Source organism: Tamlana crocina (assembly GCF_012037625.1).
The window spans coordinates 119,956-144,881 of sequence record NZ_JAAVJS010000006.1 but is presented as its reverse complement, the minus strand read 5'-3'; the positions used below and the strand labels follow the sequence as shown (position 1 = coordinate 144,881).

The 24,926-nt window shown below is 36.3% G+C and carries 22 protein-coding genes; 3 read left to right on the top strand and 19 right to left on the bottom strand.

What is annotated here, in order from left to right; translation table 11 throughout:
* Positions 1-21 precede the first annotated feature (21 nt).
* From HC176_RS06000 to HC176_RS05915, 18 genes are all read right to left on the bottom strand, one after another.
* Complete coding sequence (locus tag HC176_RS06000; protein ID WP_167917278.1) at positions 22-831, bottom strand: polysaccharide pyruvyl transferase family protein; 810 nt, start codon at positions 829-831, stop codon at positions 22-24.
* 57 nt (positions 832-888) lie between these two features.
* Positions 889-1,668 carry a glycosyltransferase family 2 protein gene (locus tag HC176_RS05995; protein ID WP_167917277.1) on the bottom strand — a complete coding sequence of 260 codons (780 nt, stop codon included), beginning with the start codon at positions 1,666-1,668 and terminating at the stop codon, positions 889-891.
* Entirely contained in the window at positions 1,665-2,504 is an 840-nt protein-coding gene (locus tag HC176_RS05990) for a glycosyltransferase (RefSeq protein ID WP_167917276.1), read from the bottom strand. Before HC176_RS05990 ends, HC176_RS05995 begins: the two co-directional genes overlap by 4 nt.
* A gap of 36 nt (positions 2,505-2,540) precedes the next feature.
* Positions 2,541-3,383 carry a glycosyltransferase family A protein gene (locus HC176_RS05985; protein WP_167917275.1) on the bottom strand — a complete coding sequence of 281 codons (843 nt, stop codon included), beginning with the start codon at positions 3,381-3,383 and terminating at the stop codon, positions 2,541-2,543.
* Positions 3,384-3,397: 14 nt separating this feature from the next.
* Complete coding sequence (locus HC176_RS05980; protein WP_167917274.1) at positions 3,398-4,351, bottom strand: glycosyltransferase family 2 protein; 954 nt, start codon at positions 4,349-4,351, stop codon at positions 3,398-3,400.
* Positions 4,341-5,252: a glycosyltransferase gene (locus tag HC176_RS05975; protein WP_167917273.1), complete on the bottom strand. Its 912-nt coding sequence runs from the start codon at positions 5,250-5,252 to the stop codon at positions 4,341-4,343. The genes HC176_RS05980 and HC176_RS05975 overlap by 11 nt, the downstream gene beginning before the upstream one ends.
* On the bottom strand, positions 5,253-6,170 hold the full coding sequence (locus tag HC176_RS05970) for a glycosyltransferase family 2 protein (RefSeq protein WP_167917272.1): 918 nt from the start codon (positions 6,168-6,170) through the stop codon (positions 5,253-5,255).
* Positions 6,163-7,311, bottom strand: a complete 1,149-nt coding sequence (locus tag HC176_RS05965; RefSeq protein WP_167917271.1) for a glycosyltransferase family 4 protein — start codon at positions 7,309-7,311, stop codon at positions 6,163-6,165. The genes HC176_RS05970 and HC176_RS05965 overlap by 8 nt, the downstream gene beginning before the upstream one ends.
* Entirely contained in the window at positions 7,308-8,453 is a 1,146-nt protein-coding gene (locus HC176_RS05960) for a glycosyltransferase (protein WP_167917270.1), read from the bottom strand. The genes HC176_RS05965 and HC176_RS05960 overlap by 4 nt, the downstream gene beginning before the upstream one ends.
* Before the next feature lie 10 nt (positions 8,454-8,463).
* A complete protein-coding gene (locus tag HC176_RS05955) occupies positions 8,464-9,855 on the bottom strand; it encodes a hypothetical protein (RefSeq protein ID WP_167917269.1) in 1,392 nt (463 codons plus the stop codon).
* Positions 9,839-10,780 carry a sulfotransferase domain-containing protein gene (locus tag HC176_RS05950; protein ID WP_167917268.1) on the bottom strand — a complete coding sequence of 314 codons (942 nt, stop codon included), beginning with the start codon at positions 10,778-10,780 and terminating at the stop codon, positions 9,839-9,841. The genes HC176_RS05955 and HC176_RS05950 overlap by 17 nt, the downstream gene beginning before the upstream one ends.
* Positions 10,781-10,784: 4 nt before the next feature.
* Positions 10,785-11,897, bottom strand: coding sequence for a polysaccharide pyruvyl transferase family protein (locus HC176_RS05945; RefSeq protein ID WP_167917267.1), 1,113 nt, complete (start codon positions 11,895-11,897; stop codon positions 10,785-10,787).
* Entirely contained in the window at positions 11,882-13,129 is a 1,248-nt protein-coding gene (locus HC176_RS05940; RefSeq protein WP_167917266.1) for an ABC transporter ATP-binding protein, read from the bottom strand. Before HC176_RS05940 ends, HC176_RS05945 begins: the two co-directional genes overlap by 16 nt.
* A 307-nt stretch (positions 13,130-13,436) precedes the next feature.
* Positions 13,437-14,276, bottom strand: coding sequence for an ABC transporter permease (locus tag HC176_RS05935; RefSeq protein ID WP_209309675.1), 840 nt, complete (start codon positions 14,274-14,276; stop codon positions 13,437-13,439).
* A gap of 20 nt (positions 14,277-14,296) precedes the next feature.
* Positions 14,297-14,881, bottom strand: a complete 585-nt coding sequence (gene cysC / locus HC176_RS05930; RefSeq protein ID WP_167917264.1) for an adenylyl-sulfate kinase — start codon at positions 14,879-14,881, stop codon at positions 14,297-14,299.
* Complete coding sequence (gene cysQ, locus HC176_RS05925) at positions 14,878-15,675, bottom strand: 3'(2'),5'-bisphosphate nucleotidase CysQ (RefSeq protein ID WP_167917263.1); 798 nt, start codon at positions 15,673-15,675, stop codon at positions 14,878-14,880. The genes cysC and cysQ overlap by 4 nt, the downstream gene beginning before the upstream one ends.
* A gap of 16 nt (positions 15,676-15,691) precedes the next feature.
* Positions 15,692-18,169, bottom strand: coding sequence for an exopolysaccharide transport family protein (locus HC176_RS05920; RefSeq protein ID WP_167917262.1), 2,478 nt, complete (start codon positions 18,167-18,169; stop codon positions 15,692-15,694).
* A gap of 9 nt (positions 18,170-18,178) precedes the next feature.
* On the bottom strand, positions 18,179-18,967 hold the full coding sequence (locus HC176_RS05915; RefSeq protein WP_167917261.1) for a polysaccharide biosynthesis/export family protein: 789 nt from the start codon (positions 18,965-18,967) through the stop codon (positions 18,179-18,181).
* Between the two features lie 105 nt (positions 18,968-19,072).
* Here HC176_RS05915 and HC176_RS05910 point away from each other — a divergent pair, with 105 nt between their 5' ends.
* Positions 19,073-20,938 (top strand): ABC-F family ATP-binding cassette domain-containing protein, encoded by a 1,866-nt coding sequence (locus HC176_RS05910; protein WP_167917260.1) that lies wholly within the window; start codon positions 19,073-19,075, stop codon positions 20,936-20,938.
* Positions 20,939-21,076: 138 nt separating this feature from the next.
* Positions 21,077-21,847, top strand: a complete 771-nt coding sequence (locus tag HC176_RS05905) for an O-methyltransferase (protein ID WP_209309674.1) — start codon at positions 21,077-21,079, stop codon at positions 21,845-21,847.
* Between the two features lie 85 nt (positions 21,848-21,932).
* Here the strand turns inward: HC176_RS05905 and HC176_RS05900 are convergent, their stop codons facing one another.
* Entirely contained in the window at positions 21,933-24,032 is a 2,100-nt protein-coding gene (locus tag HC176_RS05900) for a DUF5723 family protein (RefSeq protein WP_167917259.1), read from the bottom strand.
* 206 nt (positions 24,033-24,238) lie between these two features.
* On the opposite strand from HC176_RS05900, the gene HC176_RS05895 reads away from it, so the two are divergent.
* Positions 24,239-24,811: a cob(I)yrinic acid a,c-diamide adenosyltransferase gene (locus tag HC176_RS05895; protein ID WP_167917258.1), complete on the top strand. Its 573-nt coding sequence runs from the start codon at positions 24,239-24,241 to the stop codon at positions 24,809-24,811.
* The last annotated feature ends 115 nt before the right edge of the window (positions 24,812-24,926 follow it).

Here is a 24,926-nt window from a genome sequence, read left to right as displayed (position 1 = left end):
TTTAGTTAACACTTTTCTAATTTAATTAAACGGACAAACCTTTATCAGTTTTTTTTGAATACTTGCTACTACCTTTTTTTCTGGTAAAAGCAGATTTGAGTATTTTTTATGTAAACCTAGCAGATAAATTAAAGACAATTGGTTTTCTGTTACTTTTATCTCCTCTTTAAAACTTATTTGCACCGACTTGTAGTAGTCAATGAACTTAATATTATCACCTGCTAAATTATTTGAGAATTTTACCCATAAAGCGGGAATGCCATATGCATGTGGCACAATGACACCATGCAATGAAGAAGATAATATGGTTTTGCATTCCAAAATTTCTTTAGTAGTACCCTCCACATCTTTAGTTAAAAGCTTTATTATTTTAACCCTCTTATCATGGCCTAAATGCTTCTTTACCATTTCATAATCAACAATATGCGGAATAACACCCAACTCATATTTTTTTTTGGTGCTTTCATTATAATAAAGCGGCATGAGCAATGCCGGGTCTCCATAAACCTCAGGAACTTCGTACCCCAAACTCATTAATCTTTTTCTTGTTTCTGGTCCTCTAACAGCATAAAATTTAGCTCCTTTCACATTCTCTTCTTTGCTTAAAATCCCACTACCCCAAACTTTTGAATTATCCGAAGCCGCAAACAATATACTACCAACACACAAATAATAACTTTTATAAAATTTGATTATAATTCGGTTGTACTTGCTATTGGACGAAACCACTATTCGTTTGGATATTTTCTTTACGAGATATTTAGATATTAAATCGCCATAATTGTAATATCCATTATTATTATCGTTCCACCAAAAAAGCCTAAGTAACATAAAAATAAATTAAACAAAATATTCTACTCTTCCTTATATATTACACAAATAGTTGAATTAAAATTTATCAGGTTTATTAAACATGAATTTAAGACTGTGTAAGTATCGTAAAATGATATACCAAAAATCAATAAAAAGGCTTTTAACTAAACGTAAAATCGACATCACAACTCCTTTTGAGGCACTAAAAAAACTAATGTCCTCGTGCCATAGTTGGTAATTGCCTACCAAATCGTTTTTAAACCGAAAGAACAACTGTTTTTTACTTCGTTTTATTTGGTAACAAAAAATGGACGGCACAAAATCGATATCATATCCCGCTTTGAGAACTCTTACGGTCCATTCTTTATCTTCAAAAGTAGCCACATCTTCACGAAACGGGTGCTTTTCCCAAACTGATTTTCGAAACGCCGACCCAGAAAATATCAACCCCGACTTATTGGGATCTTCCATCGCCGAAATATTGTTGATGAAATTTCTATAATCATTAGGGTTGTGCAAACACCTCAGCCCTGCCAAATTAGGGTTTTCATGAAATTTGTTTTTTATCAGCTTAAAAAAATCATGGCTTACGGGATAGGAGTGCGCACTAAACATTACCACTATAGGAAAACTGGCCTGCTGCGTGGCAAAATTGGCACTGCCGCCGTAACTGAACTCTTTTATGGAAACGAACTTCGCTCCAAATGTATTGGAAACCTGTTTGCTTTTATCGGTAGATAAATTGTCAATGACTATAATTTCAGCTATATCTTCAGCATATCTCTCGGTAAGATTCTTTAACAGAAAACCCAAAGCCTCATCTTGATTTTTATTTCGGATGATTACTGAAATCATGGCTTTTTAAGAAAATTGAAAGGTTTGGTTATTAATTTCGATAGCTTGTAAGCTAAAGAGTTTTTTATCTTCATTTCACTAGTGCGATGCGTTTTAATGTGATAGAAAAGCACTTTCATACAGTTATCAAAGTCTTCAATATAAAGTTCTTTGTGTTTTCTAAAAATATACTCCTTGTTATCTTCAAAATAATTATTGATGGTATCGACCAACATCGATTTTTTAGCTTTTCTGTAAAAGAACAAAAACTCTTCAATTATTTTATAAGTCCATCCCTTTTTCGTTATTGCCAACCAAAACTCCCAATCTTCAAAGCCGGTTTTCATGTTTTCGTCGTAGCCGCCAACTTCCTCCCAACAGGATTTTCTGAATAAAGAGGTTGCCACCAATTGATTTACATAAAGCAAAAAGTGGTAAGTGCTCCCTTTAGGTTTAAGCTCTTTTACTATATTTTCTGTGTTTTTTATAAAAAACTTACTGTAGCAAGAGACTATGGCCAAGGAAGTATCCCGGTTTAATTCTGGCACTAATTTCTCTAAATAGCTTTTATCAATAATATCATCAGCGTCCAATGGCAAAATATACTCGCCCTCACTTATTTTTATTCCCGCATTTCGAGCACTTGAGAGTCCGCCGTTTTCTTTTTCCAGATATTTAAACCGATTATCTTTTTCGCACCATTTTTCAGCTACGTTTTTGGTATCGTCTGGACTGCCATCGTTTACAATAATACATTCCCAGTTGGTGTAGGTTTGATTTAAAACCGATTGCAGTGCCTCATCTAAAAAATGAGCTTGGTTGTAACAGGGTACTATTATTGAAACTAATTTATTCACTTCAGTTTTAAAATGATGCGACTAATATTTGGGCATTTATTTTATCCATTTTTTTAAAAACCTAAATGGTACTAAAATAATGTTTCCTATTTTGTAATCTAAAGAATTTAAGCTTTTTAATTTTTCTTTTTTTAACCTATTGTTTACATAAAACATTTGATTTGCAAAGGATTGAAAGTTGTCCAGATACAATTTTTGGTGCTTTTTAAACAAATAGGTCTTTAACTCTATGTCGTGGTTTTGCATAGCATTACTATCTCTCGAAACTTGTTTGATTCGGTATGTAAAAAGAGGCTCTTGAATGATGTGCATATTCCAACCCTTAGCTAAAATGGAAATCCAGAAGTCCCAATCTTCATAGCCCTTTGCCATTTTTTCATCGTAACCTAAAACCTGTTCCCAACACTTTAAACGAAACAAGGCATTCCCCAAACCGTTATTCTTTACCAAAAAATTTTCGACAGACCCACCTAGTGGTTTAATTATATTTTGCTCTATTTTATTGTTTTTTAAAGTTCTATAAAAGCAACCCACAACGCCCACCTCTTCATGTTCATTTAGCACTTTTACGGCCTTTTCAATGAACGATGGCTCAAAATAATCATCGGCATCCAAGTTTAAAATATACTTTGTTTGGGCAAGTTTAATCCCATTGTTTCTGGCAACACAAACTCCTTGGTTGTCTTGGTGGATGACTTCAATATTTTCAAAGTTAATTTGTTTTAAAACAGTTTTTGTTTCCGGCCCAGAACCATCATCAACAATGATTACCTTTTCGGGTTTTAAGGTCTGGTTTAAAACAGAATGCACCGCTTGCATAACATACTTTCCGTCGTTATAACATGGCATGATTACGGTTACATTACTTTTCGGCCTCATAATATTTTTTTAGATTATTTAAACAAAAATGGGAAAAGCTTTTGTCTAAACCTAACTACGGGAAAATATTTGATGCTCAACAAAGAAAACAATAATTTAGGATGCGGTAAAAATAATCTAGTCCAATATTGAATGTCTTGTGCTAAAGCGTTCTTTTCTTTTTCCTTAATTATCCATATCCATTTAAAAAGTTCGTCTATAATTTCAAAATGTATTTTATTTTTTGAACACCAAGTTATTAAGGCCTCATACATTTTTATGGTGTATATTTTATAAACATCGGTTTGGTCGAAAATATTATCGTCGTGCACGCCACGAATGGCCAGCGGTTCTTTTATAATTCCTGTGTAGAGCTGGCTGGTAATCGCCATTTTCCAAAACATTTCGGAGTCTTCAGCAACAACCAGCTTTTTGTTAAAGCCCCCTGTTTTATTGAAAATAGAACTTTTCACCGTTAATCCATCAATATGAAAATGACCAGCCTTACCGTACAAAAGTGTTTTAAAAAGCTTTTGAGGTTCAATTTCCCTTGTTACTGTGTAAAGTGTATGCTTTTTTAATTCTTGGACACTGGCCTCTCTATAAAAATGAAACCCCACAGCGTTATAAACCCCTTCTGCATCTGCAAATTTTTCAAAAATCTGTTTGTCGTTTGCAAATCGATTTGGCAAAAAATAATCATCGGCGTCTAAAAATGCAATGTAATTAGCACTTGCTTTTTCTATACCTAAATTCCTACTTGCAGAACGCCCTCTGTTTACATTGTTTTTATGGTGGTAAATTTTAACCCTTGAATCTTTTTGCTTCAGCCCTTCTGTTATTTCCAACGAACCATCTGTAATACCGTCGTTTACCACTATTACTTCCAAAACTTCGGGTTGCTGCAGAGCCGATTTTATGGCCTTCTCAAGAAAAGCTTCAGCATTATAAACCGGTATGATTACGGAAACTGTGAATTTAATTGGCATGAGACTTCTTTTTTGCTCGATAAAATCGACGGCCAAACTTCAATGCGGAAACCAATGCTCCTTGTGCTACAAGCTTTTTAAAAACAAATAAACTGTTCTTAAAGTCAAGTTTGTTTTGCTTTTTGCAGACTTCACCAAAATTCAACAATAAGTCATTTTTTTGCTTTTTACTGAACAAGTGTAGCTTTTCGTTAACCAATTTATTATAGAATAAATATTCTGCTTTTTCCTTTAGTTTTAAATTATCTGTTTTTCCAGATATATTATTGTTTGAATATCTAAAATATACTACCGCATCGTTAATGGAATAAATGGGTTGCTCTCCTGTAAATTCTAACCAAGCCATATCGTCGGCGTACCAAGCCAAAGGAAAATCACAAAATCCATAACGCTTATAACTGGATTTACTAAAAACATATTCAGACAACGAACTCATGGTCTCATGTTTGTACTTTCTGTAAAATCCAGTTGATGCCTTTTCCCATTTTGGGTGGGTATATGTTATTGAGAATATACCCATATCGTACCTATCAATACGAGAAGCAAACCGCACAACTTGGGTTTTATTTTTAATACAGTCAAAATGCTTATAAAAACTAGATACGACGTTATCTGCTAAGTAATCATCATCTCCCAAAATCATTAACCAAGATTCATCTTCAACCATTCCGATACAGCGTTTCCATTGCTTCGTTAGCGAAATACTTCCTAAGTTCTTCCTAAACTTCTGGTATTCAAAGTTAAGTTTGCCATCAAACGTTTTTAAAATCTGTTCAGGATCCTCAGGGCTCGCATCATTGCCAATATACACCTTAAATCGCTTATCGGTTTGATTGACCAATGAATCTAGTGTGCTTTTAAAAAACCTTGATTTATAATATGGTATTACTATGGCGAGCATTTAAGTATTTGATTGGTTACTGCCTTTATTGAACCTTTTTTTAAGCCTTTTAAACAAATTTATCAATCGTTTTATAAAAATACTGACCGTGTTATGCTTATAAAAAAGTGCTTCTTGGGTTTTAGGGTCTAGTTGCCAAAATAAATGTTTATATATACTACGTGAAAGTAAAAAATTTTCATCCAATTGGTTATTCTCCATATTAACGTTAGTAGCCTGCCCATCGTGCAACCTAAATGTTACTAGTTTTTCATCAATAAAAACGGCATCGTAAAATTTCATAAGTCTGCACCAGAACTCAACGTCCAAAGATTGTTTGAGCGATTCAGAAAAAAAACCAACTTTTTTAAAAATGGATTTTCTCAATAAAACTGCCGTGGGTTCTCCAATTTTGTTTTTGGGAAAAGACAATAAATTTTCATTTCGCAAAAGCTCTCGACCTTTATATATTTTGTTTCCTAAAATTTCCAAATCATTCCAGTTTCGGTGCAAAATACTATAATTTTCAACCCAACTTTTATGCTTGTCGTTTTTAGAATTGTACCGAATGTATCGTTTACTGTAAACCATTCCTATTTTACTACTTTTTTCTGCCTGTATAACCATTTTTTCAATGCAGGATGGCGCCAACAAGTCGTCTTGAAATAAAAACTTAATATAATCGCCGTTCGATTTTTCTATACAATTATTCCAATTGGCTCCAATACCGCTTGGATTGTGTTTATAGACTTGAATTGGAATATTGGTTTCGCTTTTATAATTTTCAATTATTTTTAATGTACCATCCTTCGAATTGTCATCAGAAACGATTATTTCTAAATTGTCGTACGTCTGGTTAATGGCAGAATTTAAAGCTTCTTCTAGAAACTCAGCCCCATTGTAAGTTGGAATACATATGGATACGAGTGGACTAGTCATTCAACATTGATTTATTGACCATGATTTGATACAGTTGCGGACAAATTTTTTCTGGTGAAAATGCACTGAATTCCTTTTTATTAAACTCACCGTGTAATTCTATCAACTCTTTTCGGTTGTAATATCCAACCACTTTTTCTGCCATATCTTCAACACTCAAGTACGGCACAATAAAGCCTCCTCCTTTTTTCATAATCTCTTCTGTTCCTGTGGCGCCTTCAAAACAAATTATGGGTTTACCCAACATACCAACTTCTATACATACCAACGGGAAAGGGTCCTCTCGCGAGGTCATTACAAAAACATCAAAATTATTGTAGTAATCAGTGGGGTTTTCTACCTCTCCAACAAACCGGACGTCATCAATTAAATGGAGTTTCTTTAAATCTTCCTCAATTATAATTTTTTCTTGGGAAGGCATGCTTCCCACCCAAACGAAATTAATTTTGACATCTGGGTAATTTGATTTTACATATCTAGCCAATTGCAAAAATACATCCTGGCCTTTTCTCCAATGCACGGTGCCGGAAGCCCCAACGGTAAAAATGCCGTTGTCTTTTATTTCTGAAATAGCGTTTTTAGCACTTACAGTTTCGGTACATCCATAAACAACATAGATTAGCTCTTCCTTGATAGACCACCTTTTTGTTAAGTTGGTTTTTACCAATTGGGAAGGCACAATAAATTGTTGAACATCATCTATATAGTCAGCAAAATTGGGCAAACTGAGTTTTATTATGGCATTAAGTTCGTGTAAATGGGAAATTAGCCTCGTGTTTTTATTTCTTTTTGAAATGTTGCTTGCCAAAGGGAGTGTTGCTATGGTGTTGGCATAAATAACATCGTAGCGGTTGCACGATAATTTGTCAATCCATTTTTCCTTTAAGTTTATCTTTTTTTTAAGTCTGAATTTCATCAAAATTCGCTCAAAAATGCTCGGTTTTTTATATTGTGTTAACGCACTAAAATCATAAAATTGGTTACTTGAATGTTTAAACTCTTCTGATAAATTCCCTCCCCGAAGTGTCAATACGTCTATAATAACGTCCTTTCGGTTGGCCTCTATCCATTTTAAAAAAAGTAAAAGGACTTTGGGTGCTCCCGTTCTGGAAGTTTCGTGCGACATAAAGAGGATTTTCATCGTATAAGTTCTTTTAGTTTATTTGAAAACGATAAAACTGGGTCATGGGGAATGACTTCATAAAGCTTTTTTCGGGATAATTTGCCCATTTCCAACCATTTGTCGCGAACCTGCCATGCGCTTTCCAAAGCCTCGTCAATAAATTCTACCGTAGGTGCTTTGGCTAAAAACCCCGTTATTCCATCATCAATTAATTCTTGGGCCGCTCCAACATTTGTGCTAATAACCATGCGTCCGTACGACATAGCCTCCAACATCGCCAAAGACTGTCCTTCCATTCGAGATGGCATAACCAAAATATGATTTAAACGCCATATATCTTCTTTGTTTTCAACATATCCTTTGAAAACGACTTTCTCATTTAATTTATAAAAATCAACTAAATCCATTAATTGCTTTTCATTATCTCCAGAACCATATAAATTTAAAATCCAGTTTCTCTGTTTCCATTTATCTTGGGACAACACATTAAGTAACATATCCTGACCTTTATGGAAAGTACAAAATGACGCTACACAAGCAAATTGGTAATAACTGTTTGTAACAATAGGCAAATAAACCTGATTAAACTCAAAAGGGTTGTTAATCTTAAAAGCGTTATTTAAAGTTAATCCCAATTGCATTTTTAACACATTGTAGTTTTCTTTGGATAAGTATCCTATTCCTCTAGAAGCATCATAAGCCGTTTTTATATTAAAAACTTGATTGTCAGAAAGGTGTCTTAAATTAGTTGCTAACTGAACAAGGATAACATATGGGAGTCCCAATTTTCTTAAGTAACTTGTATAGCTTACTATTTTTTGGTCAACGTGATCTCCGACCGAAACAACCGCTAAGTTGTAAGAGCATAAATCTTCAACAATTTCAAGGTCATTCGATCGAGGTCTTTTAATCCCCAACTTAAGTTTTACTGCATTTATAACTTTTTCTATGATGCTTTTTCGGTTTGTCTTTAATTTATAATAAACACTACCTCCAGAGACCAAAATACTTTTAACAATATCATGCTCTTCAGTCCATTTTGCTTTAACGACCCCAACTTCATATGAATTGATTAATGTTAAAGCCGTTTTGCTCCATAACTCTTCACTGCCTCCCCAAGAAACATGGTCGTTTGTTGTTATGAATAAAATTTTTGACATTGATGGTTTTTTAAATATTCGTTATAATGAAGTCAACTAAAGTGTCTACTCGACCTACCGGCATTAACTTATTAGCCAATAGTTTTTGATGTTCAAAAAGTTCTCCCTTTTCATCTTCTTTCAATTTAAAAGCATGATCTATACTTCTTAGCAATTCATCCCTACTAAACCCTGGCAAAGCTGCTCTATTTTCTACAAATGGTAAAACTGGGGTTACATTTGATAAGTTGGCATGAATTAAAGGTTTTCCAAACCTCATAGCTTCAACACCTCCTGTTGAATCTTCAGTCACTATTATTGTACTCTGTTGAATTAATTCGTCTAGAGTACCGTTGCTTATACCAGCCCTAGCCGATAAACCATTACTTACTATCGAGTCTTCATAAAGTGACACCGAATCCATAGGATGTGGTTTTACTTTTAGAAACACATCTTGGTTTTGTTTTAAATATTTTAATATCACATCAAGAATTTCAACACCTTCTTTAAAATTTCTAGAAGGCGAATAGCATTTAATAGGTTTATGGGGACGCGTAATAAAAAGTATTTGTCTCTTTTTTGATGAAGTCAAGTTCTTTTTAGTAATTCTTTCTAGAAAAAAATTACCTGTAACTTTATAGGATTTTGGCTGAATGCTAGAATTCATTTGGTACTTTTCCATTCTGGCCTTACTCCAGATGCCAACATAATCTGCAAAGCAATCATCTAAGAAATAGTGTTCGCAATCCAATCCATGTTGACTAGTAAATGTAGGAATCGCTAGTTTTTGTGCTGCCAGCACATAGTTTATGTAAGGTGGATGGTTATCCGAATGGACATATAGAGCATGTGGCTTGTTTGATTTTAGTTCAGCAATAGCTAAATTGGTTACACTAACAGTTCCAATTATTTGATTTTCTAAAAGCCATTTATCTTCTACAATCAACTCAATTCCATTTGATTGCAATGCTAAAATCAGATTCTTACAAAGTGCTTTACTCCAAATTTCATCTGTGTTATAGTTAATGGAACCTATGATGTTTCTTTTTGAAAGTATTCCATTTGAAGTTTTTGAAATAGGCTTTACTTTGTTAATTGTTTTTAATTTACGAATTAGTTCATTAGTGTGGGTGGATTGAAACGGAATAAAAATCAACTTTTTATTAGAAAAGAACCATTTTTTAAAATTTCCATTTGGAATTAAAGGAGTGAAATATTGAGGAAAAGACCTATATTCCATTTTGTAGAACTCTATTTCACCAAAATCGATATTATTTTTTAATCGCAAGGCTCTTCCTACTTTATCCCACAAATAAAAACGAATAATCAAACTATAATCTATACCATTATAAACGGGATTAAAACCAATGGTTTTATGCCAATTACAAATAATATCGTATGCTTTTTTATCTAAGTTCTTCATACCACTTACTAGAAGCCACATACCCATATTTCATTAACATTTTACCCGCAATTTCATGGAACATTTTTCCGTCTTGATATGTAAAATAATTTTTCCAGTCACCAGAAACCCCTTTACGAACATGGGCATTAGCTTTTGACTCACCCCGCTCCCGTCCCTGGCTCATAGCTTTAAATTTTCCTGCTTGCAAACAGGCAATTAGTGTTCTTTCGGAACGGTTCACCTTAAAAAACTGAAAGCACGACCGCAATACGGTTTGTGGGTCTTCCAACATGTTTTCGTAAGTAATTATCTCTACTTTGTGTTTTTCTTGAACGGACTCAATAGTTTGCAAAGGTTGTTGCCACTCGTTGGCCCACTGCTCTATTTCATGGTCTTGAAAAAATCGGTTCGGACGTTGGCCTTCCCCATTTATAAAATAAGCCCGACGCTTCTTTTCAAAATCGGACAAATTTGCATTGGCTGGCTGCTTATTGAACCAATGAAAAACACCACTGGTTAAAACATCGCGGCCGTCTCGAACCAAAAAGATAATCTTTGACTTTGGAAAATAATTTTGAATTTGTTCAACAACCCGTTGTGAGGTATTTACGTATGGCGTTATTTTATCTATCACAATACTTTTTCCGAGCTCATTGTGTTCTTCCTTTAATAAAGCACGTATAAAAGCTTGAACCATGTTTTTTTGCTTTTCTCGGGGGTAACCATGGTGCAACAACAAACTTTGCACATATTTATCTAAAGTCACCCTTAAGCGCGGCGTTTTTACCCCATCGTCTAAAACTAAATCGGCATAATCGCCAAACAACCGTCGTTCAACACAAGCCAGTTCTGGATGGGCATTAAACATGGTTTGCAACCAAGTACTACCAGAACGTGGCGCTGAAATTAGAAAATGACTGGATGCTCTCTTTTTTAGTATCATATTTCTAATATTCCAAAGATTTTAACGCTATTTTTATGAAGGAATCTGCTTTTTTTTCTAGAGATAATTCTAACTTATGATAATTCTCCTGAAGCTTACTAATTCTCGACGCTAAATCACTATCAAAATTATAATCCAAATCCAACATATCCAAAACCCCTTCAATTTTCCACGTGTTCGATCTGTGAGCGACAAAAGGCTTTGCAGCTAAAATACTGAACACATTTAAATGGTGTCTTCCTGAAATAACAAACTCAGATCGTTTTATTAAATTAAGAATATCCTGAAAATTAACTTCGCCAAAATTAATGTGAGGAATATTATGTTCTTTCAAAAGTTTCAAATCGTTAAAATCATTTAATCCAAGAGGCAAGTATAATGCTTGTAACCTGAAAGCCTCAATCACTTTTACGTGTTCCAGAAGGTCTATGTTTTTCACATTACTTCCTGTAAACAAGCAAAAGGGTTCAGCAGGCAAAATGCTCTCCAGATCTGATTTGTTTTTAGAAAAACGAGCCAATACAGCAGTATCAAAAGTTAATTTTGACGATACTCCCAATTGCTTCAAATATTGAAAACTTCGTTTTTCCCTCACCGCGATGCAGCTGGCTCCTTTTAAAGCGTGTTTCAGTATATCTTGGTTATCTTTCTCAACTGAAACATTTATCCAATAAACCGGTTTCCCTAATTTCACTGCTACAGCTCCTACTGCAAGCATTTGATGCCCCAAGAGGCTTTCATGATGTAACGTACCTTCAACATTTATTACAACTACATCTGAATTTAGAATGGTAAGTTTTAAAAAAACATCATTCGCATATAATTCTTCAACTGATTTTTTCCATGTTTTATAAGATCTATCCTTGACAATTTGACAGGTAATTTGCTTACGAAAAACACTTGTTTTTCTATTCGCTTTCGCGACAAACATAGAATCATTAAAATGGGTTGACAAAAACCTGTGCGATATATGCTGAATAGCCACATTGTTACCATAGGTCTTTCGAATTAAGTACTCCAAGCCATCAGAAAGTGCTTGGCACCCTAAATGGATTTCTTCTTTTGTACTTCCAAAAACAGTAATTCTCTTCATTAAACCATTTACTTCTTTATCCACTCGTGCTTAAACCTAAAAAAACCATCGGTACCGTAGGCCAACATTTTTACTTCTGGAGAAACAACATTTAGGTGCGTTCCGAAATTTTTGATGTCAATTACCGGATTATCATCATCTCCGTACCATCCTACAATAATATTATAGCTTCCAATTTGCAATGGCAAATCCTTTATTGACACTACAACCTCTTTTTGCTCCTTTTCTTTTAAATCGAAATATACTTCTGAAAACGGAGAGCTAAAAGCCCCTAGTGGACCAATATTAATTGACTCTATGCAGACTCTTAACCTCGTCTTATAAATGGGTTCTTCAGAATATAGTTGTATTTTAACAAACACATCTTCTCCTGTTGAAAAATCAGTTTCAGGCTTTTCATTTTTATCAAACAACGAGACGTTTTTTATAAAACTTCCACTAGTTTTTTCGACTATTTTTAAATCACCAATTTTTTTATTCAGATAAAGTTTTTCATAAACCGTAACGGCCTTTTCCAAGCCTCCATTATAAACAATCTGCCCTATATCCATTGTCATTGCTTTGCTACAAACACGTAGAATTTGCCCTAAACTGTGTGAAACAAAAATGACAGCGGTTCTATCGATCAGCTCTAAAATTCTATTGTAACATTTCATTCTAAAAGCCACATCCCCCACCGCCAAGACCTCATCAATAATCAGCACATCAGGTTCCATTTGGGCTGCTACGGCAAAGCCTAAGCGTACTTTCATGCCGCTACTGTAGTTTTGTACCGGCATATCGATAAACTCTTCCAGTTCGGCAAACGCAATTATATCATCGAGTTTTTCGGTTATTTCCTTCCGGCTAAAGCCTAAAACGGCTCCATTGTTATAAATATTTTCGCGGCCACTTAAAATAGGATTAAAACCGGCGCCCAATTCAATTAAAGCACCCACACGACCTTTTATAGTGACCTTACCGGCATCAGGGTTAATGAGTCCGTTTAATATTTTCAACAAGGTACTTTTCCCTGCTCCGTTATGCCCAATCAAGCCTAAACATTCGCCACGGCGCAACTCAAAACTCACATCTTTTACAGCCCAAAATTCTTTGGGACGCAACTCGCGGTCGTTTTTATTACCGCCCATGCCGCTAAGCAAATCCTTTACGCCATACCACAGACTGGTTTTAAGGTCTTTGCAAAACTTTTTGCTTAGGCCTTCTACCTTAACGAGAACTTCGCTTTCCGATTTTGATGGTATAGTGTTAGACATATTTTTTAGACTTCTAGTTTATATTGATGAGATTCTTCGCTATCGCTCTGAATGACATGATTCGTTTAACGATATTCATGAAAATCTGATTATCAATTGTTTTGAAACCAAACTCCGATATTTTATATTTTTTTTATTCATAATCTATTTTCATCTTTCTAACTGAGGCTGTCTGAAAAGTTCTTTAAATTTAATTTGTCAAGTTGAGCTTGTCGAAACTGACATTGATTACCAGTTAGTTAAAATATTTCGACAAGCTCAATATGACATAGAACTAGACTTTTTAGATAGCCTCTTGGGGCGGAGCCTATGCGCTCATCCGCTCCACAATAATGGGTATGGAAACCCTGTAAAATACCAGACCCAAACCCAATAAAGGCACGCAACATAGCAGTAAGACCCCATAATATGTTAAATGCTCAGGGGGTAAACCCAAGGCCAAATCGCGTGTGGTCAATATAAACGGTGTAAACGGATTCCAAACCATAATGGTTTTCATGATGCCCTCTTTCGGGATAGCATATACCACAGGGGTAATGTACATAAGAAACCCCAAAGCAAAATTTATAAATTTACCTACATCGGTATAGAGCATCCCCACAGGTGTTAAAAACAGCCCCAAAGTGATGCCAAAAAGCACTGCTGCCAAAATAGTGAGGGGCAACCATAATAAGGACCAATGAAACCCAATCCCAAAAGCAAAGATAAAAATGATAAGCAACAACACTTTTACTGAGCTGTTAAACAACAACTTAAAAACGCCTGAAACAATCAGGGCTTCCTTCGGGAAATTAATTTTTGTTAAAATAGAACGTGCCGAGTTGGTACTCGCCATGGGCATGTTAATCGCTTCCTTAATAATGGCCCAAATTAGTGTTCCCGAAAACGCATAAACAGGATAAGGCACGCCAGTATCGGTTAGTTTTACCGTTCCGGTACTATTGAGAAACACCCAGACAAAAGCCGTGGCCAAAGGTGTTATAAACATCCAGAGAATACCCAAATACGATTGGCGGTATTGCGCTTTTATATCGCGAATCGCCAATTGGGTAGCCAAAAACCTAGAAGAAAACATATCGGACACAACAGCCTTTAAAAGCGTTCCTATCTTCAAATTATTCTCTTTTTGGTATATTTTGGTTTCCAATGGCATTGAATAGTTTTCGATTAAATTTTGCTATCTAACAGTTTTAATATTCTTTTTACAGCCTCTTCTGGGTTTTCCTTAAGAGTTTGTATTTCTATCGTGGGTTTTAATGGCGCTTCAAAAGGCGAACTGATTCCCGTAAAATTTTTAATCTCTCCTGCCCGTGCCCTTTTATACAACCCTTTTACATCGCGCTGTTCACAAACTTCCAAAGGTGTATTTACGAACACTTCAATATAATTTTCACTGCCAACAATAGTTCTTATGCTTTTCCTAACTTCATTATAAGGCGTAATAAATGCTGCCAAAACCACGAATCCAGCATCGACAAACAGCTTTCCTACTTCGGCGGTTCGTCTTAAATTTTCAACGCGGTCTTCTTTGGTAAATTTTAAATCCTTATTCAACCCACGTCGCAAATTATCACCATCTAAGGTGTAGGTGTGGATGCCTTGTTTATATAATTCCTTTTCCAATAAATTGGCTATAGTCGACTTCCCAGACCCCGACAAGCCTGTAAACCAGACCAAACAAGGTTTGTGCTTATTTAAAGCCTCCCTATCGCTTTGCCCAATAGCGTAATCCTGTTTTACGTTGTTTTTCATAGTATGGTACTGGCCAAAAAATAGGGGTTCAACAAGTTTTCTTTGTTGTATTTTAAATCACTTTCTGCGTCCACACGGTGAACTTTTACCCCAACGGCATTACAAATGGCATGTCCCGCGGCGATATCCCATTCCATAGTAGGTGCAAACCTAGGATAAACATGTGCTTCACCCTCTGCCAACAGACAAAATTTTAACGAGCTTCCTTTTGACACTATCATAACATCTTCACCCTTCAACTTTAAATCGTTTATAAAGGATTCGGTTTCATCATTGAGATGAGAGCGGCTAGCCACCACTTTTAGCTCCTGGTTCGGTTTGCTGTCCGGTTGGATGATTTCACTATTTTCAAAAATGCTTTCTGAAACCTGATGATTACCCAAAACTGCTCTATAAGCTCTGTTTTCTGAAACTATTGCATAGTATAGCGTTTTGGCAACTGGAACATAAATTACCCCTAAAATAGGCAGACCGTTTTCAATCAAGGCTATGTTAACTGTAAATTCTCCGTTTCTATTCACAAATTCTTTGGTGCCATCCAATGGATCGACCACCCAACATCTTTTCCATGTTTTTCTTTCTGAAAATGGCACCTCTGCATTTTCTTCACTTATAATCGGGATGTTGGTGGCTTTTAATGCTGTATTAATAACGGTATTGGCTTTTTCATCGGCTAGTGTTAGTGGTGAGTTATCAGACTTTAAAACCACTTTAAACTCCCCCGAATATACTTTCATTATTTCATTACCCGCCAATACAGCAGCTTCAATAGCTTTTAAAAGTAAATCCCTCATACTATTCAAACTCAAATCAACTTTTGGGTATCAAATTAAAAAAACGCTTTAGCCTTTCCATAAAACTCTTTTTAGTGTTTCCGTCGTCATTATAACCATTTCCGTAGCTACCGTAACCATAGCCATAACCGTAACCGTAACCATAGCCGTAACCGTACTTTCCTTTTTGGTTATAACCGTTATACACAAAACTGATATTTTTTATCTCTCCTTTTTCGTACTTGGAGTTAACCAAGTTTATCATCCCTTTTTTGGTGTAATCTTGCCTAACCACATAAATGGTTGCATCGGCGTATTCGGTTAATTCAAAAGCATCGGCTACCAAACCAATCGGGGGAGTATCCAAAACAATATAATCGTATGATTCTTTTAAAATTGCCATCATTCGATCAATGGGTTCTCCAATAAGCAATTCTGAAGGGTTTGGTGGAATTGGTCCAGAAGTAATCACATCCAAATTCGGTACTTTGCTTTTCACCAATATATCATCCAACTCATTTTGGCCTATTAAATAGTTAACCACGCCAATATCGTTGGTAATACCGAAATCCCCGAAAATTTTAGGTTTCCTCAAATCTAATCCTACCAATACCGTTTTTTTACCACTCATGGCCAATACCGTCGCTAAATTAATAGAAGAGAACGTTTTTCCTTCACCACTAACTGAAGAGGTTACCATAATGGTTTTTGTGCCGTCAATCCCTCTATTTTTATAAAAGTATTGTAAACTGGAACGTATGGAACGAAACGCCTCGGCTATGGTCGATTTGGGTTTTAAATGAACAGCCAAATTATTCTCGGCATTATTCTTACCTACAACCCCTAAAATTGGAATTTTAGACAAACCCTCCAAGACCTGCGGATTATGGAGTTTATTATCGAAAAACGTAATTAAAAACGCTAACAACAGCGGAGGTAAAATACCACCAATAATCGCAAATAAATAACGTGAACTCAATTTTAAATCTATTGGTGTAGCTCCAGTATCTTTAGCTTTGTCAATAACCACAATATCTGAAACTGTGGCCGACTTTATGATATCGGCTTCACCGCGCTTAGACAAAAACATATTATAGGTTTGCTCACTCAAAGTATATTGCCTTTGAATATCGAATAGTTTTTGCTGTGCCACGGGCAACTTTTTAATCTTCGTTTCCTCTTTGGCAATTTTAGAGTTAATAGTTTGCTGCTCTCTTTTAATCTCATTCGTAACCGAATTAATATTTTCCAAAAGCACCAATTTTAAACCATCAATCTGACGGTTAAGGTCTGCAAAAATTGTAGCGTCCTTTCTAACCGTTGCTGCATACTGCGACTTTTGAACTGAAAGCGCATTAATTTTAGATATGTTAGAAACAATATTACCATCGTCTATTCCCGCAACAGCTGGCGCAGGAAGTTCGGTAAACGAATCGCTCGTTTCCAAATAGTTTTTTAAGCTTGAATAATAAGCCAACTTTTGAATATTTACATCCCTTTGAGCCTCCAACTCTGTTAATTTAGAGTTGATAGCCTCCCCTTCGCTGGTTAGGTTAAATATTTTATTTTCTTGCTTATAATTGTTTAATGAATCGGCATTTAAAACCAATTGCGATTTCACCCGTTCCAATTGCCGGTCGATAAAAGTAATGGTATTGGTTACAAACTGGTTTTTGCGCTCCAGCTGTTCCTTGCTTAAAACCTCGACCGTTTCATTTAAATAATCTACAATTTTTGCTTTGTTGACGTCTACCATACTTAAATTTAAGATGGCTGAATTTCTTGGGTTGTCTATAGACAGTTTATTTCTGTATTTTGAAACCACGGCATCAAAATTATTGAACATAAAAAAATATTCACCGTTAGGGGCAACGTTTTTGTCACCTGCTAAAGTTATCACGCCACTAAAATATGGCGTTTCCACCCACTCGTCCAGTTTAAATTGTTGCTGAAATGTTCCCGCAGGTATAACAATATTTCCCTTTTTCTTATTACTAAAATTCTGTGTTCCCCGAGACATTTCTTCTTCAAAACTAAAAGACAGTTCGTATCTATCACCGTCTAGAAAAGTAATTTTAAGAGGTGTATTTAACAACTGAAACGTGTTGGGCATTAAATCAACACGAAACGGTGCGTAAGTGTAAATATCATCCTTTCTGAAGCGTGACTGCTTTAAATAAGTAATATAGAATTTAAGATTATCGACCACTTCTTCATGAATAGAACGCGATCTAAGTGAAGTCATCATGGTTTGAACCTTACCAGAAACCCCTCCCCAATTAAAAGTCAAACTGGTATTTGAAGTAAACAATGGGTTTGAGGCCTCTTCAATAGAAATTTGTGTTCCCAAACGGTAAGATTGTTGGGTTCTAATATTTTGCTGATACACAATAAATACGCCTACCCCAATAAAGAGTAAAAATAGCTTCCAATAGCTTAATACCCTAAAAATAAATGCTTTTACATCAAACGAGAATTGCGACTGGCTTTCCGATACTTCAAACTCTTCTTCCATAGCTCGGTATTAAAGGTTTTTCGTTAAAAAATAGGTGGACACCAACACCGATAAAATGGAAGAAATGGTAGTGATATTCTGAATAGCCGTTTGCCCAGCCCCCAAGGCCTTGCGCTTTAAGGGTTTTACCAAAATAATATCGTTGGGCTGAATATAATAATAGGGCGATTGCATAGCCTTGATATCGGTCAAATCGATGTGATGGATTTTTTGTCCATCGGGGTACTGCCTAATCACCAAAACATCTGTTCTATCTCCTGTATCTGCAATATCTCCAGCATTTGCCAAAGCCTCAATAATATTCACCCGATCTTGAAATAAGGTGTGTACGCCGGTACCTACTTCGCCAACCGTGGTATAACGCAATCCCGCTAATTTTACGGTCACAAAAATTTCAGCAGTTTCCTTAAAATATTGCGACAGCAATTCGCGCTCAACTTTATCTTCTATCTCTTTTACGGTAAATCCTAAAACGTTTATTTTTCCTAAAATCGGGAATTCAATATTACCATGCAGATCGACAGTAAAACCGTTAAAATAGAGTCCACCACCAGATGTATTTCCTCCATTTACGCCCTCAACCGGATTAAAAATCCCAACCAATTCAGGATCCAGTGCCTTAACATTAATACTCAAAATATCGTTAACCTGAACGCGATAGGGTTTAGAGAGTGCTTTTATTGCCAAAGAGTCAACAACAGTACCTTTGTCCTGCAGGTAAACAATATCTTTATTGGTAATGCACGATACGGAGAGCATGGCTATAACCAACAAAGACAGGATAAAATGGTTCTTCATATTGAGGCACATTGATTTAAAGCAAATATAAGTTTTACGCCTTAACAATAAAACTTTTATCGGATTTTTTGGTTATTTGTCCGTTCTTTGTAAAAAATTAAAATTTTGAATTACTTAACAGTAGAAAACATATCGAAGTCGTACGGTGAACACACCCTTTTTGAAGGCCTTTCATTCAGTGTTCACAAAGACCAAAAAATAGCTTTTGTGGCTAAAAATGGCACGGGAAAAACTTCTATTTTGAATATTCTTTCGGGCGATGACCAAGCCGATTCGGGCAACGTGATTTACCGAAAAGACATAAAAGTCGCCTTTTTATCGCAAGACCCTAAATTCGATAAAGCTTTGACGGTGGAAGAAACCATTTTTGCGAGCGACAACCCCATTTTAAAAATTATTTCAAACTACGAAAAAGCCCTTTTAAACCCAGAAGACACCGATGCTTACCAATCGGCTTTTGATGCCATGGAACGCCATCAAGCCTGGGATTTCGAGACATTGTATAAGCAAATTCTTTTCAAACTTAAACTCGATAATTTAGAGCAAAAAATAAGCACGCTTTCGGGCGGACAAAAAAAACGATTGGCTTTGGCCAATGCCCTGATCAACAAGCCCGATCTATTGATTCTGGACGAACCCACCAACCATTTAGATTTAGAAATGATTGAGTGGCTTGAAGAATTTTTCGCCAAGGAAAACATTACCCTTTTTATGGTAACTCACGACCGCTATTTTTTGGAGCGGGTGTGCAATGAAATCATCGAGCTTGACGAAGGTGAATTGTACAGCTACAAAGGCAATTACTCGTATTACTTAGAAAAGCGCGAAGAACGTATTGAGCGCGAAGCCGTTGAAACCGGAAAAGCTAAGCAACTTTTCAAAAAAGAATTGGCTTGGATGCGCCGACAGCCCAAGGCCAGAACCACTAAGTCGAAATCTAGAATTGACGATTTTAAGGATATAAAACACCGTGCCCACCAACGCCGCAACGACCATCAAGTACAGTTAGAACTCAATATGGAACGTTTGGGTAGCAAGATTTTGGAGTTCCATAAAGTATCGAAAGCGTTTAAGGACAAAACCATTTTAAAAGGTTTCGATTACACCTTTAAAAAAGGCGAACGTGTGGGCATTATTGGTAAAAACGGCACTGGTAAAACGACCTTTTTAAATATTTTAACCCAAACCGCTAAACCTGATTCGGGCAAGGTAGTCAAGGGCGATACAGTAAAATTTGGCTATTATGCCCAAAGCGGTATTGCTATAAAACCCGAACAAAAAGTAATTGATGTGATCCGTGAGTTTGGCGATTACATTCCGTTGAAAAAGGGTCGACAAATCAGTGCGCAACAGCTTTTGGAACGCTTCCTTTTCAGCAGAAAAAAGCAATACGATTTTGTTGAAAAACTGAGCGGTGGCGAACGCAAACGCTTGTATTTATGTACGGTTTTAATCCAAAACCCAAATTTTTTAATTCTGGATGAGCCCACTAACGACCTCGATATTGTAACGCTGAACGTTTTAGAAGAGTTTCTTTTAGATTTCCCCGGGTGCATTATCGTGGTGTCGCACGACCGCTATTTTATGGATAAAATCGTTGACCACCTTTTTGTATTTAAAGGAGAGGCTGAGATTGAAGATTTCCCAGGAAATTATACCGATTACCGGGTTTATGAAGATAGTCTACCTGTGGTATCCAATACCACTTCCGAAGACAAAAAAGACAAAGAATCGCTAAAACAGAACGAAGCCACCAAGCTATCGTATAACGAAGAAAAGGAGCTTAAAAACATTGAAAGCAAACTCAATTCTTTGGCATACGACAAAAAGGAATTGGAAAGTAAATTCAACAACCCTGATCTAACGCAAGATGAAATCAATGCTCTTTCTGAAGAACTCCAAAAACTTTTAGACACCATTGAAGCTAAAGAAGAACGCTGGTTTGAACTGTCGGCCAAATTGGAGGGTTAATCGCTTAATCTTTCGCTAAGACGTGAGTTTTAAAAATCTCAATCACATTGAAAAATCATTTGTATCACTATAGTTACAGATGCTTCGACTGCGCTCAGCATGACATTCAACTTGAAATTTGAAACCTGAAACTAAATTTTGTATCAGCAAAAACAATACATAAAATTCCTTTTAAAATCGACCAACCAACACGGGGTGCATTCGCCTTTCATTTACAGTTTGGTGACCAAATGTTTTTACGACCGAAAAAAACACGAGGCTTACCAAGCTATTTCAAGCTACAAAAAAGCACTTCGAAACAGCCCCGAAAAGCTATCGGTGACCGATTTAGGAGCGGGCTCTCGGGTTACGAAAGCTAACAGGCGCAGCGTTTCTGAAATGGCTAAAAATGCTGGAAGCACCAAAAAACAGGCGAAACTATTATTCAAATTAGTTCAGTATTTTAAGCCGAATTCCATTTTAGAATTGGGCACCTCTTTGGGCATTGCCACCCACGCCACGGCCATGGGAAATCCAGAAAGCAAAATTATTTCGATTGAAGGCTGCCCGAATATTTCAAAGTTCACAAAAAATCAACTGAAAAAAAATGGGGTTAAAAATGTTTCGCTTGTTACAGGCGATATTTTGAAAGAAATAAAAAAACTAAATACCAATTCCTTCGACTTGGTATTTTTTGATGCCAACCACCAAAAAGAGGCCACACTAAATTATTTTGAAAGTTTACTGCAAACAGCACATAACGATTCGGTGTTTATTTTTGATGATATTTATTGGAGCAGAGGCATGACCGAGGCTTGGGAAACCATAAAACAGCACCCAAAAGTAACCGTAACCATTGATACCTTTTTTTGGGGCTTTGTATTTTTTAGAACCGAGCAGGCCAAGGAACATTTTACGATTCGGGCATAAAAATGAGTAACCACTTTGGCTAAAAACAAAAAATCCCGAAGCGCCAACTCCGGGATTATTTTTATTTAAACAACTACGTTTTAGTTTACTTTACCAAGTTGATTTCAACACGTCTGTTCAATGCGCGTCCAGCTTGTGTGGAGTTGGGAGCTATTGGTTTACTCTCTCCAAAACCTTGTGAAGTCAATCGGTTTGAAGCCACACCATTTTCAATTAAATAATGCATTACTGAACTTGCTCTGGCTTCCGATAAATTTTGATTTAAACTATTGCTTCCCACACTATCCGTATGCCCTTCAATAGCAAATTTTGCCGAAGGGTACTCCTGTAAAATACCTACGATTTCCTTCAACACATCGTTCGATTCTTCCTTAATGGTAGATTTACCGGAATTGAACAAAATGGTTTTTGCATATTCATTTAAGGTTTTTTGAATTTCTTCAGTCACCTCTGGCTCTAATTCTGGGCAACCATTGTTTGCAACAGTTCCTGCTTCATTAACGCATTGGTCGTCTTTATCTAAAACACCGTCACCATCGGTATCTGGCCATGGGCATCCGTTGTTTTCCACTTCTCCTGCCACATCTGGACATTCATCTTTGTTATCTAAAACCGTATCGCCATCAGTGTCGCCCCATGGGCAACCGTTGTTTTCTTCTGGACCTTTTTCATCTGGGCAATTATCAACGTTGTCCATAATGCCATCTACATCCCTGTCAGTCCATGGGCAGCCATTATTTTCAACTGGGCCAGGTATTTTTGGGCAGCCATCCAATTTATCCAATACGCCGTCGCCATCTTTATCTTTCGCTTTTCCTTGATAAACTGGTATTTTTAATCCGGCATACACATCGGCCCCTTTGGTATTATCACTCGTTAAAGCCGTAAGCACCGAACCTGAACCTAAATAAAGTGGCCCCATTCTCAAACCAGCACCCGCTTGGAAACCATTGTACTCTACCATGCTTAAAGGCAAATAGAAACTGAACCATCGGCTTTCAAAACGCGGTGTTAAAGAGGCTATATTCAAAATACTGCTGGTGTTTTCCTTGCCTTTTTTAGTTAAGGACAAATCGGTGTTTAAATTCAAATAGAATTTACCGCTAAAATTCCAATCGGCATTAAAATGAAGTGCAGTTGGCAAATGGGTTTTATAACCAAATCTTGATTGGTCTGCAGTAGATATATCCTCAAGAAAAGCTTCAAAATCTTCTGCATTATCAAAATCTTGTTCGGTAACTTCTCCTTGTGTATCTATTGCATAAAAATCTTCCAATCCCTCTTTGTAGTTAATAGCACCTATATCGGTAAGCGAAAGTCCTAATTTTAATTTATACTTGTTTTTGTGTTTTAAAGTATAGCTCTCCCCATCAGAATTCGTTTTAGTATAATCGGCATGGTTAGGGCGCCATTCGTACACAAACCCTAAATCGACACCAAACCCTTTGGCATCTTGAAGTTCATATTCGTAATCATCGTTGTCAAAATTATCAAAACGACCGTAGGTAACCTCTCCTGTTGAGTTAAAACTCCAACCGTCTGGCCCTACTCCACCGTCGGCATCATAATCAACCGCAACATTATTGGTATAGGCATAACCACTACCAGCACCTTGTAAATATTTTACTGACATACCTCCCTTTATAAAGTGCTGTTCTTTATTCACCAATACCCGAGCATAAGTCAATCCAACTTCAGCCCAAGCTTGGCCAAAGACACTTATATCGGCCTCTCCAGGGTTTATCAAAAAATCGTCAGAATCATCATTATCAATCTTATCAATCGTAGAACCACTAATGTTATTTACATTTGCCACGGATCTAGCTCTGGTAAAAATGGCGATGGAACTCTTTTTGCTCAAATTGAACATAAAAGAAGGCCCCATAACATCTACGTAGGCTCCAAAATTATTACTGTTTGATGGCGATTTGGTGGCGTCCAGATCAAAATCATAGTCTTCTTTTAAGGCATCCATTACGTTAACACCATAATAATCGTTCCCAATTATTACACTGGCGCCAACTAGATTAATATCGGTTTTAAAACGGGAATCTGCAATATTCGCCGGGTTGGCTATTACGCTGTTCACTCCGCTGTAATTATCGGTAAGATAGCCAATAAACGATTGCGCTTGCGTGCCCATGGCACCTAACAAGAACAATACTGATAAAGCAGTTTTTTTCATAAATTTTCAGATTTGGTTTGTTTTATTTTAATTGTATTTGATGCGAAAATAATCTTTTTATGTTAAGAAACGTTAAAATACACTCCTAATTCTTACAAGTCAATACCCTAAAGTGGTGATTTATTTTTTACATTTATATTTAACCATTAAAATGCACTTTGGTCAAGATAGCAAAATATCAGAGCAAAAAGTAATAAAACAAACCCATGAAAATATACACCAAAACAGGAGACCAAGGCACCACAGCCTTATTTGGCGGTACCCGAGTGCCCAAACACCACATTCGGATTGATAGCTACGGAACTGTAGATGAACTCAACTCGCATTTGGGTTTGATACGCGACCAAGATATGAATCCACATTACAAAAAAACGATTCAAACCATTCAAAACAAATTGTTTACCATTGGTGCGGTTTTGGCCACCGACCCCCAAAAGGCCATTTTAAAAAGCGGAAAAGAACGCTTGGATATTGAAAAAATATCTACTGAAGATATCGAACTGCTCGAAAAAGAAATGGACCAAATGAACGATGCCCTACCACCTATGACCCATTTTGTGTTACCGGGCGGGCACCAGACCGTGTCATTCTGTCATATTGCGCGCTGCGTATGCCGTCGCGCCGAACGTTTGGCTTCAGCCTTAAATGAATTAGAACCTTTTGAAGCACATGTTTTAATCTACCTAAACCGCCTTTCTGACTACCTTTTTGTATTGGCACGAAAGTTGTCATTTGATTTGAACGCGGAAGAAATTAAGTGGATACCCGAAAAAGACTGACATATCTTTTTTACAAAACCGCAAAAAAACAACTAAATAACAACCCGCAAAAATAGATTTGCTAAGGTTTAAACCCCAATAGCACACGTTCTTATAATTAATGATTAAATAATTC

What these genes read in the sequence shown, in the direction of transcription:
- HC176_RS06000 (WP_167917278.1), bottom strand. Translation starts at nt 831, where the DNA reads ATGTTACTTAGGCTTTTTTGGTGGAACGATAATAATAATGGATATTAC.
- HC176_RS05995 (WP_167917277.1), bottom strand. Translation starts at nt 1,668, where the DNA reads ATGATTTCAGTAATCATCCGAAATAAAAATCAAGATGAGGCTTTGGGT.
- HC176_RS05985 (WP_167917275.1), bottom strand. Translation starts at nt 3,383, where the DNA reads ATGAGGCCGAAAAGTAATGTAACCGTAATCATGCCATGTTATAACGAC.
- HC176_RS05980 (WP_167917274.1), bottom strand. Translation starts at nt 4,351, where the DNA reads ATGCCAATTAAATTCACAGTTTCCGTAATCATACCGGTTTATAATGCT.
- HC176_RS05975 (WP_167917273.1), bottom strand. Translation starts at nt 5,252, where the DNA reads ATGCTCGCCATAGTAATACCATATTATAAATCAAGGTTTTTTAAAAGC.
- HC176_RS05970 (WP_167917272.1), bottom strand. Translation starts at nt 6,170, where the DNA reads ATGACTAGTCCACTCGTATCCATATGTATTCCAACTTACAATGGGGCT.
- HC176_RS05965 (WP_167917271.1), bottom strand. Translation starts at nt 7,311, where the DNA reads ATGAAAATCCTCTTTATGTCGCACGAAACTTCCAGAACGGGAGCACCC.
- HC176_RS05960 (WP_167917270.1), bottom strand. Translation starts at nt 8,453, where the DNA reads ATGTCAAAAATTTTATTCATAACAACAAACGACCATGTTTCTTGGGGA.
- HC176_RS05955 (WP_167917269.1), bottom strand. Translation starts at nt 9,855, where the DNA reads ATGAAGAACTTAGATAAAAAAGCATACGATATTATTTGTAATTGGCAT.
- HC176_RS05950 (WP_167917268.1), bottom strand. Translation starts at nt 10,780, where the DNA reads ATGATACTAAAAAAGAGAGCATCCAGTCATTTTCTAATTTCAGCGCCA.
- HC176_RS05940 (WP_167917266.1), bottom strand. Translation starts at nt 13,129, where the DNA reads ATGTCTAACACTATACCATCAAAATCGGAAAGCGAAGTTCTCGTTAAG.
- cysC (WP_167917264.1), bottom strand. Translation starts at nt 14,881, where the DNA reads ATGAAAAACAACGTAAAACAGGATTACGCTATTGGGCAAAGCGATAGG.
- cysQ (WP_167917263.1), bottom strand. Translation starts at nt 15,675, where the DNA reads ATGAGGGATTTACTTTTAAAAGCTATTGAAGCTGCTGTATTGGCGGGT.
- HC176_RS05920 (WP_167917262.1), bottom strand. Translation starts at nt 18,169, where the DNA reads ATGGAAGAAGAGTTTGAAGTATCGGAAAGCCAGTCGCAATTCTCGTTT.
- HC176_RS05915 (WP_167917261.1), bottom strand. Translation starts at nt 18,967, where the DNA reads ATGAAGAACCATTTTATCCTGTCTTTGTTGGTTATAGCCATGCTCTCC.
- HC176_RS05900 (WP_167917259.1), bottom strand. Translation starts at nt 24,032, where the DNA reads ATGAAAAAAACTGCTTTATCAGTATTGTTCTTGTTAGGTGCCATGGGC.
- HC176_RS05895 (WP_167917258.1), top strand. Translation starts at nt 24,239, where the DNA reads ATGAAAATATACACCAAAACAGGAGACCAAGGCACCACAGCCTTATTT.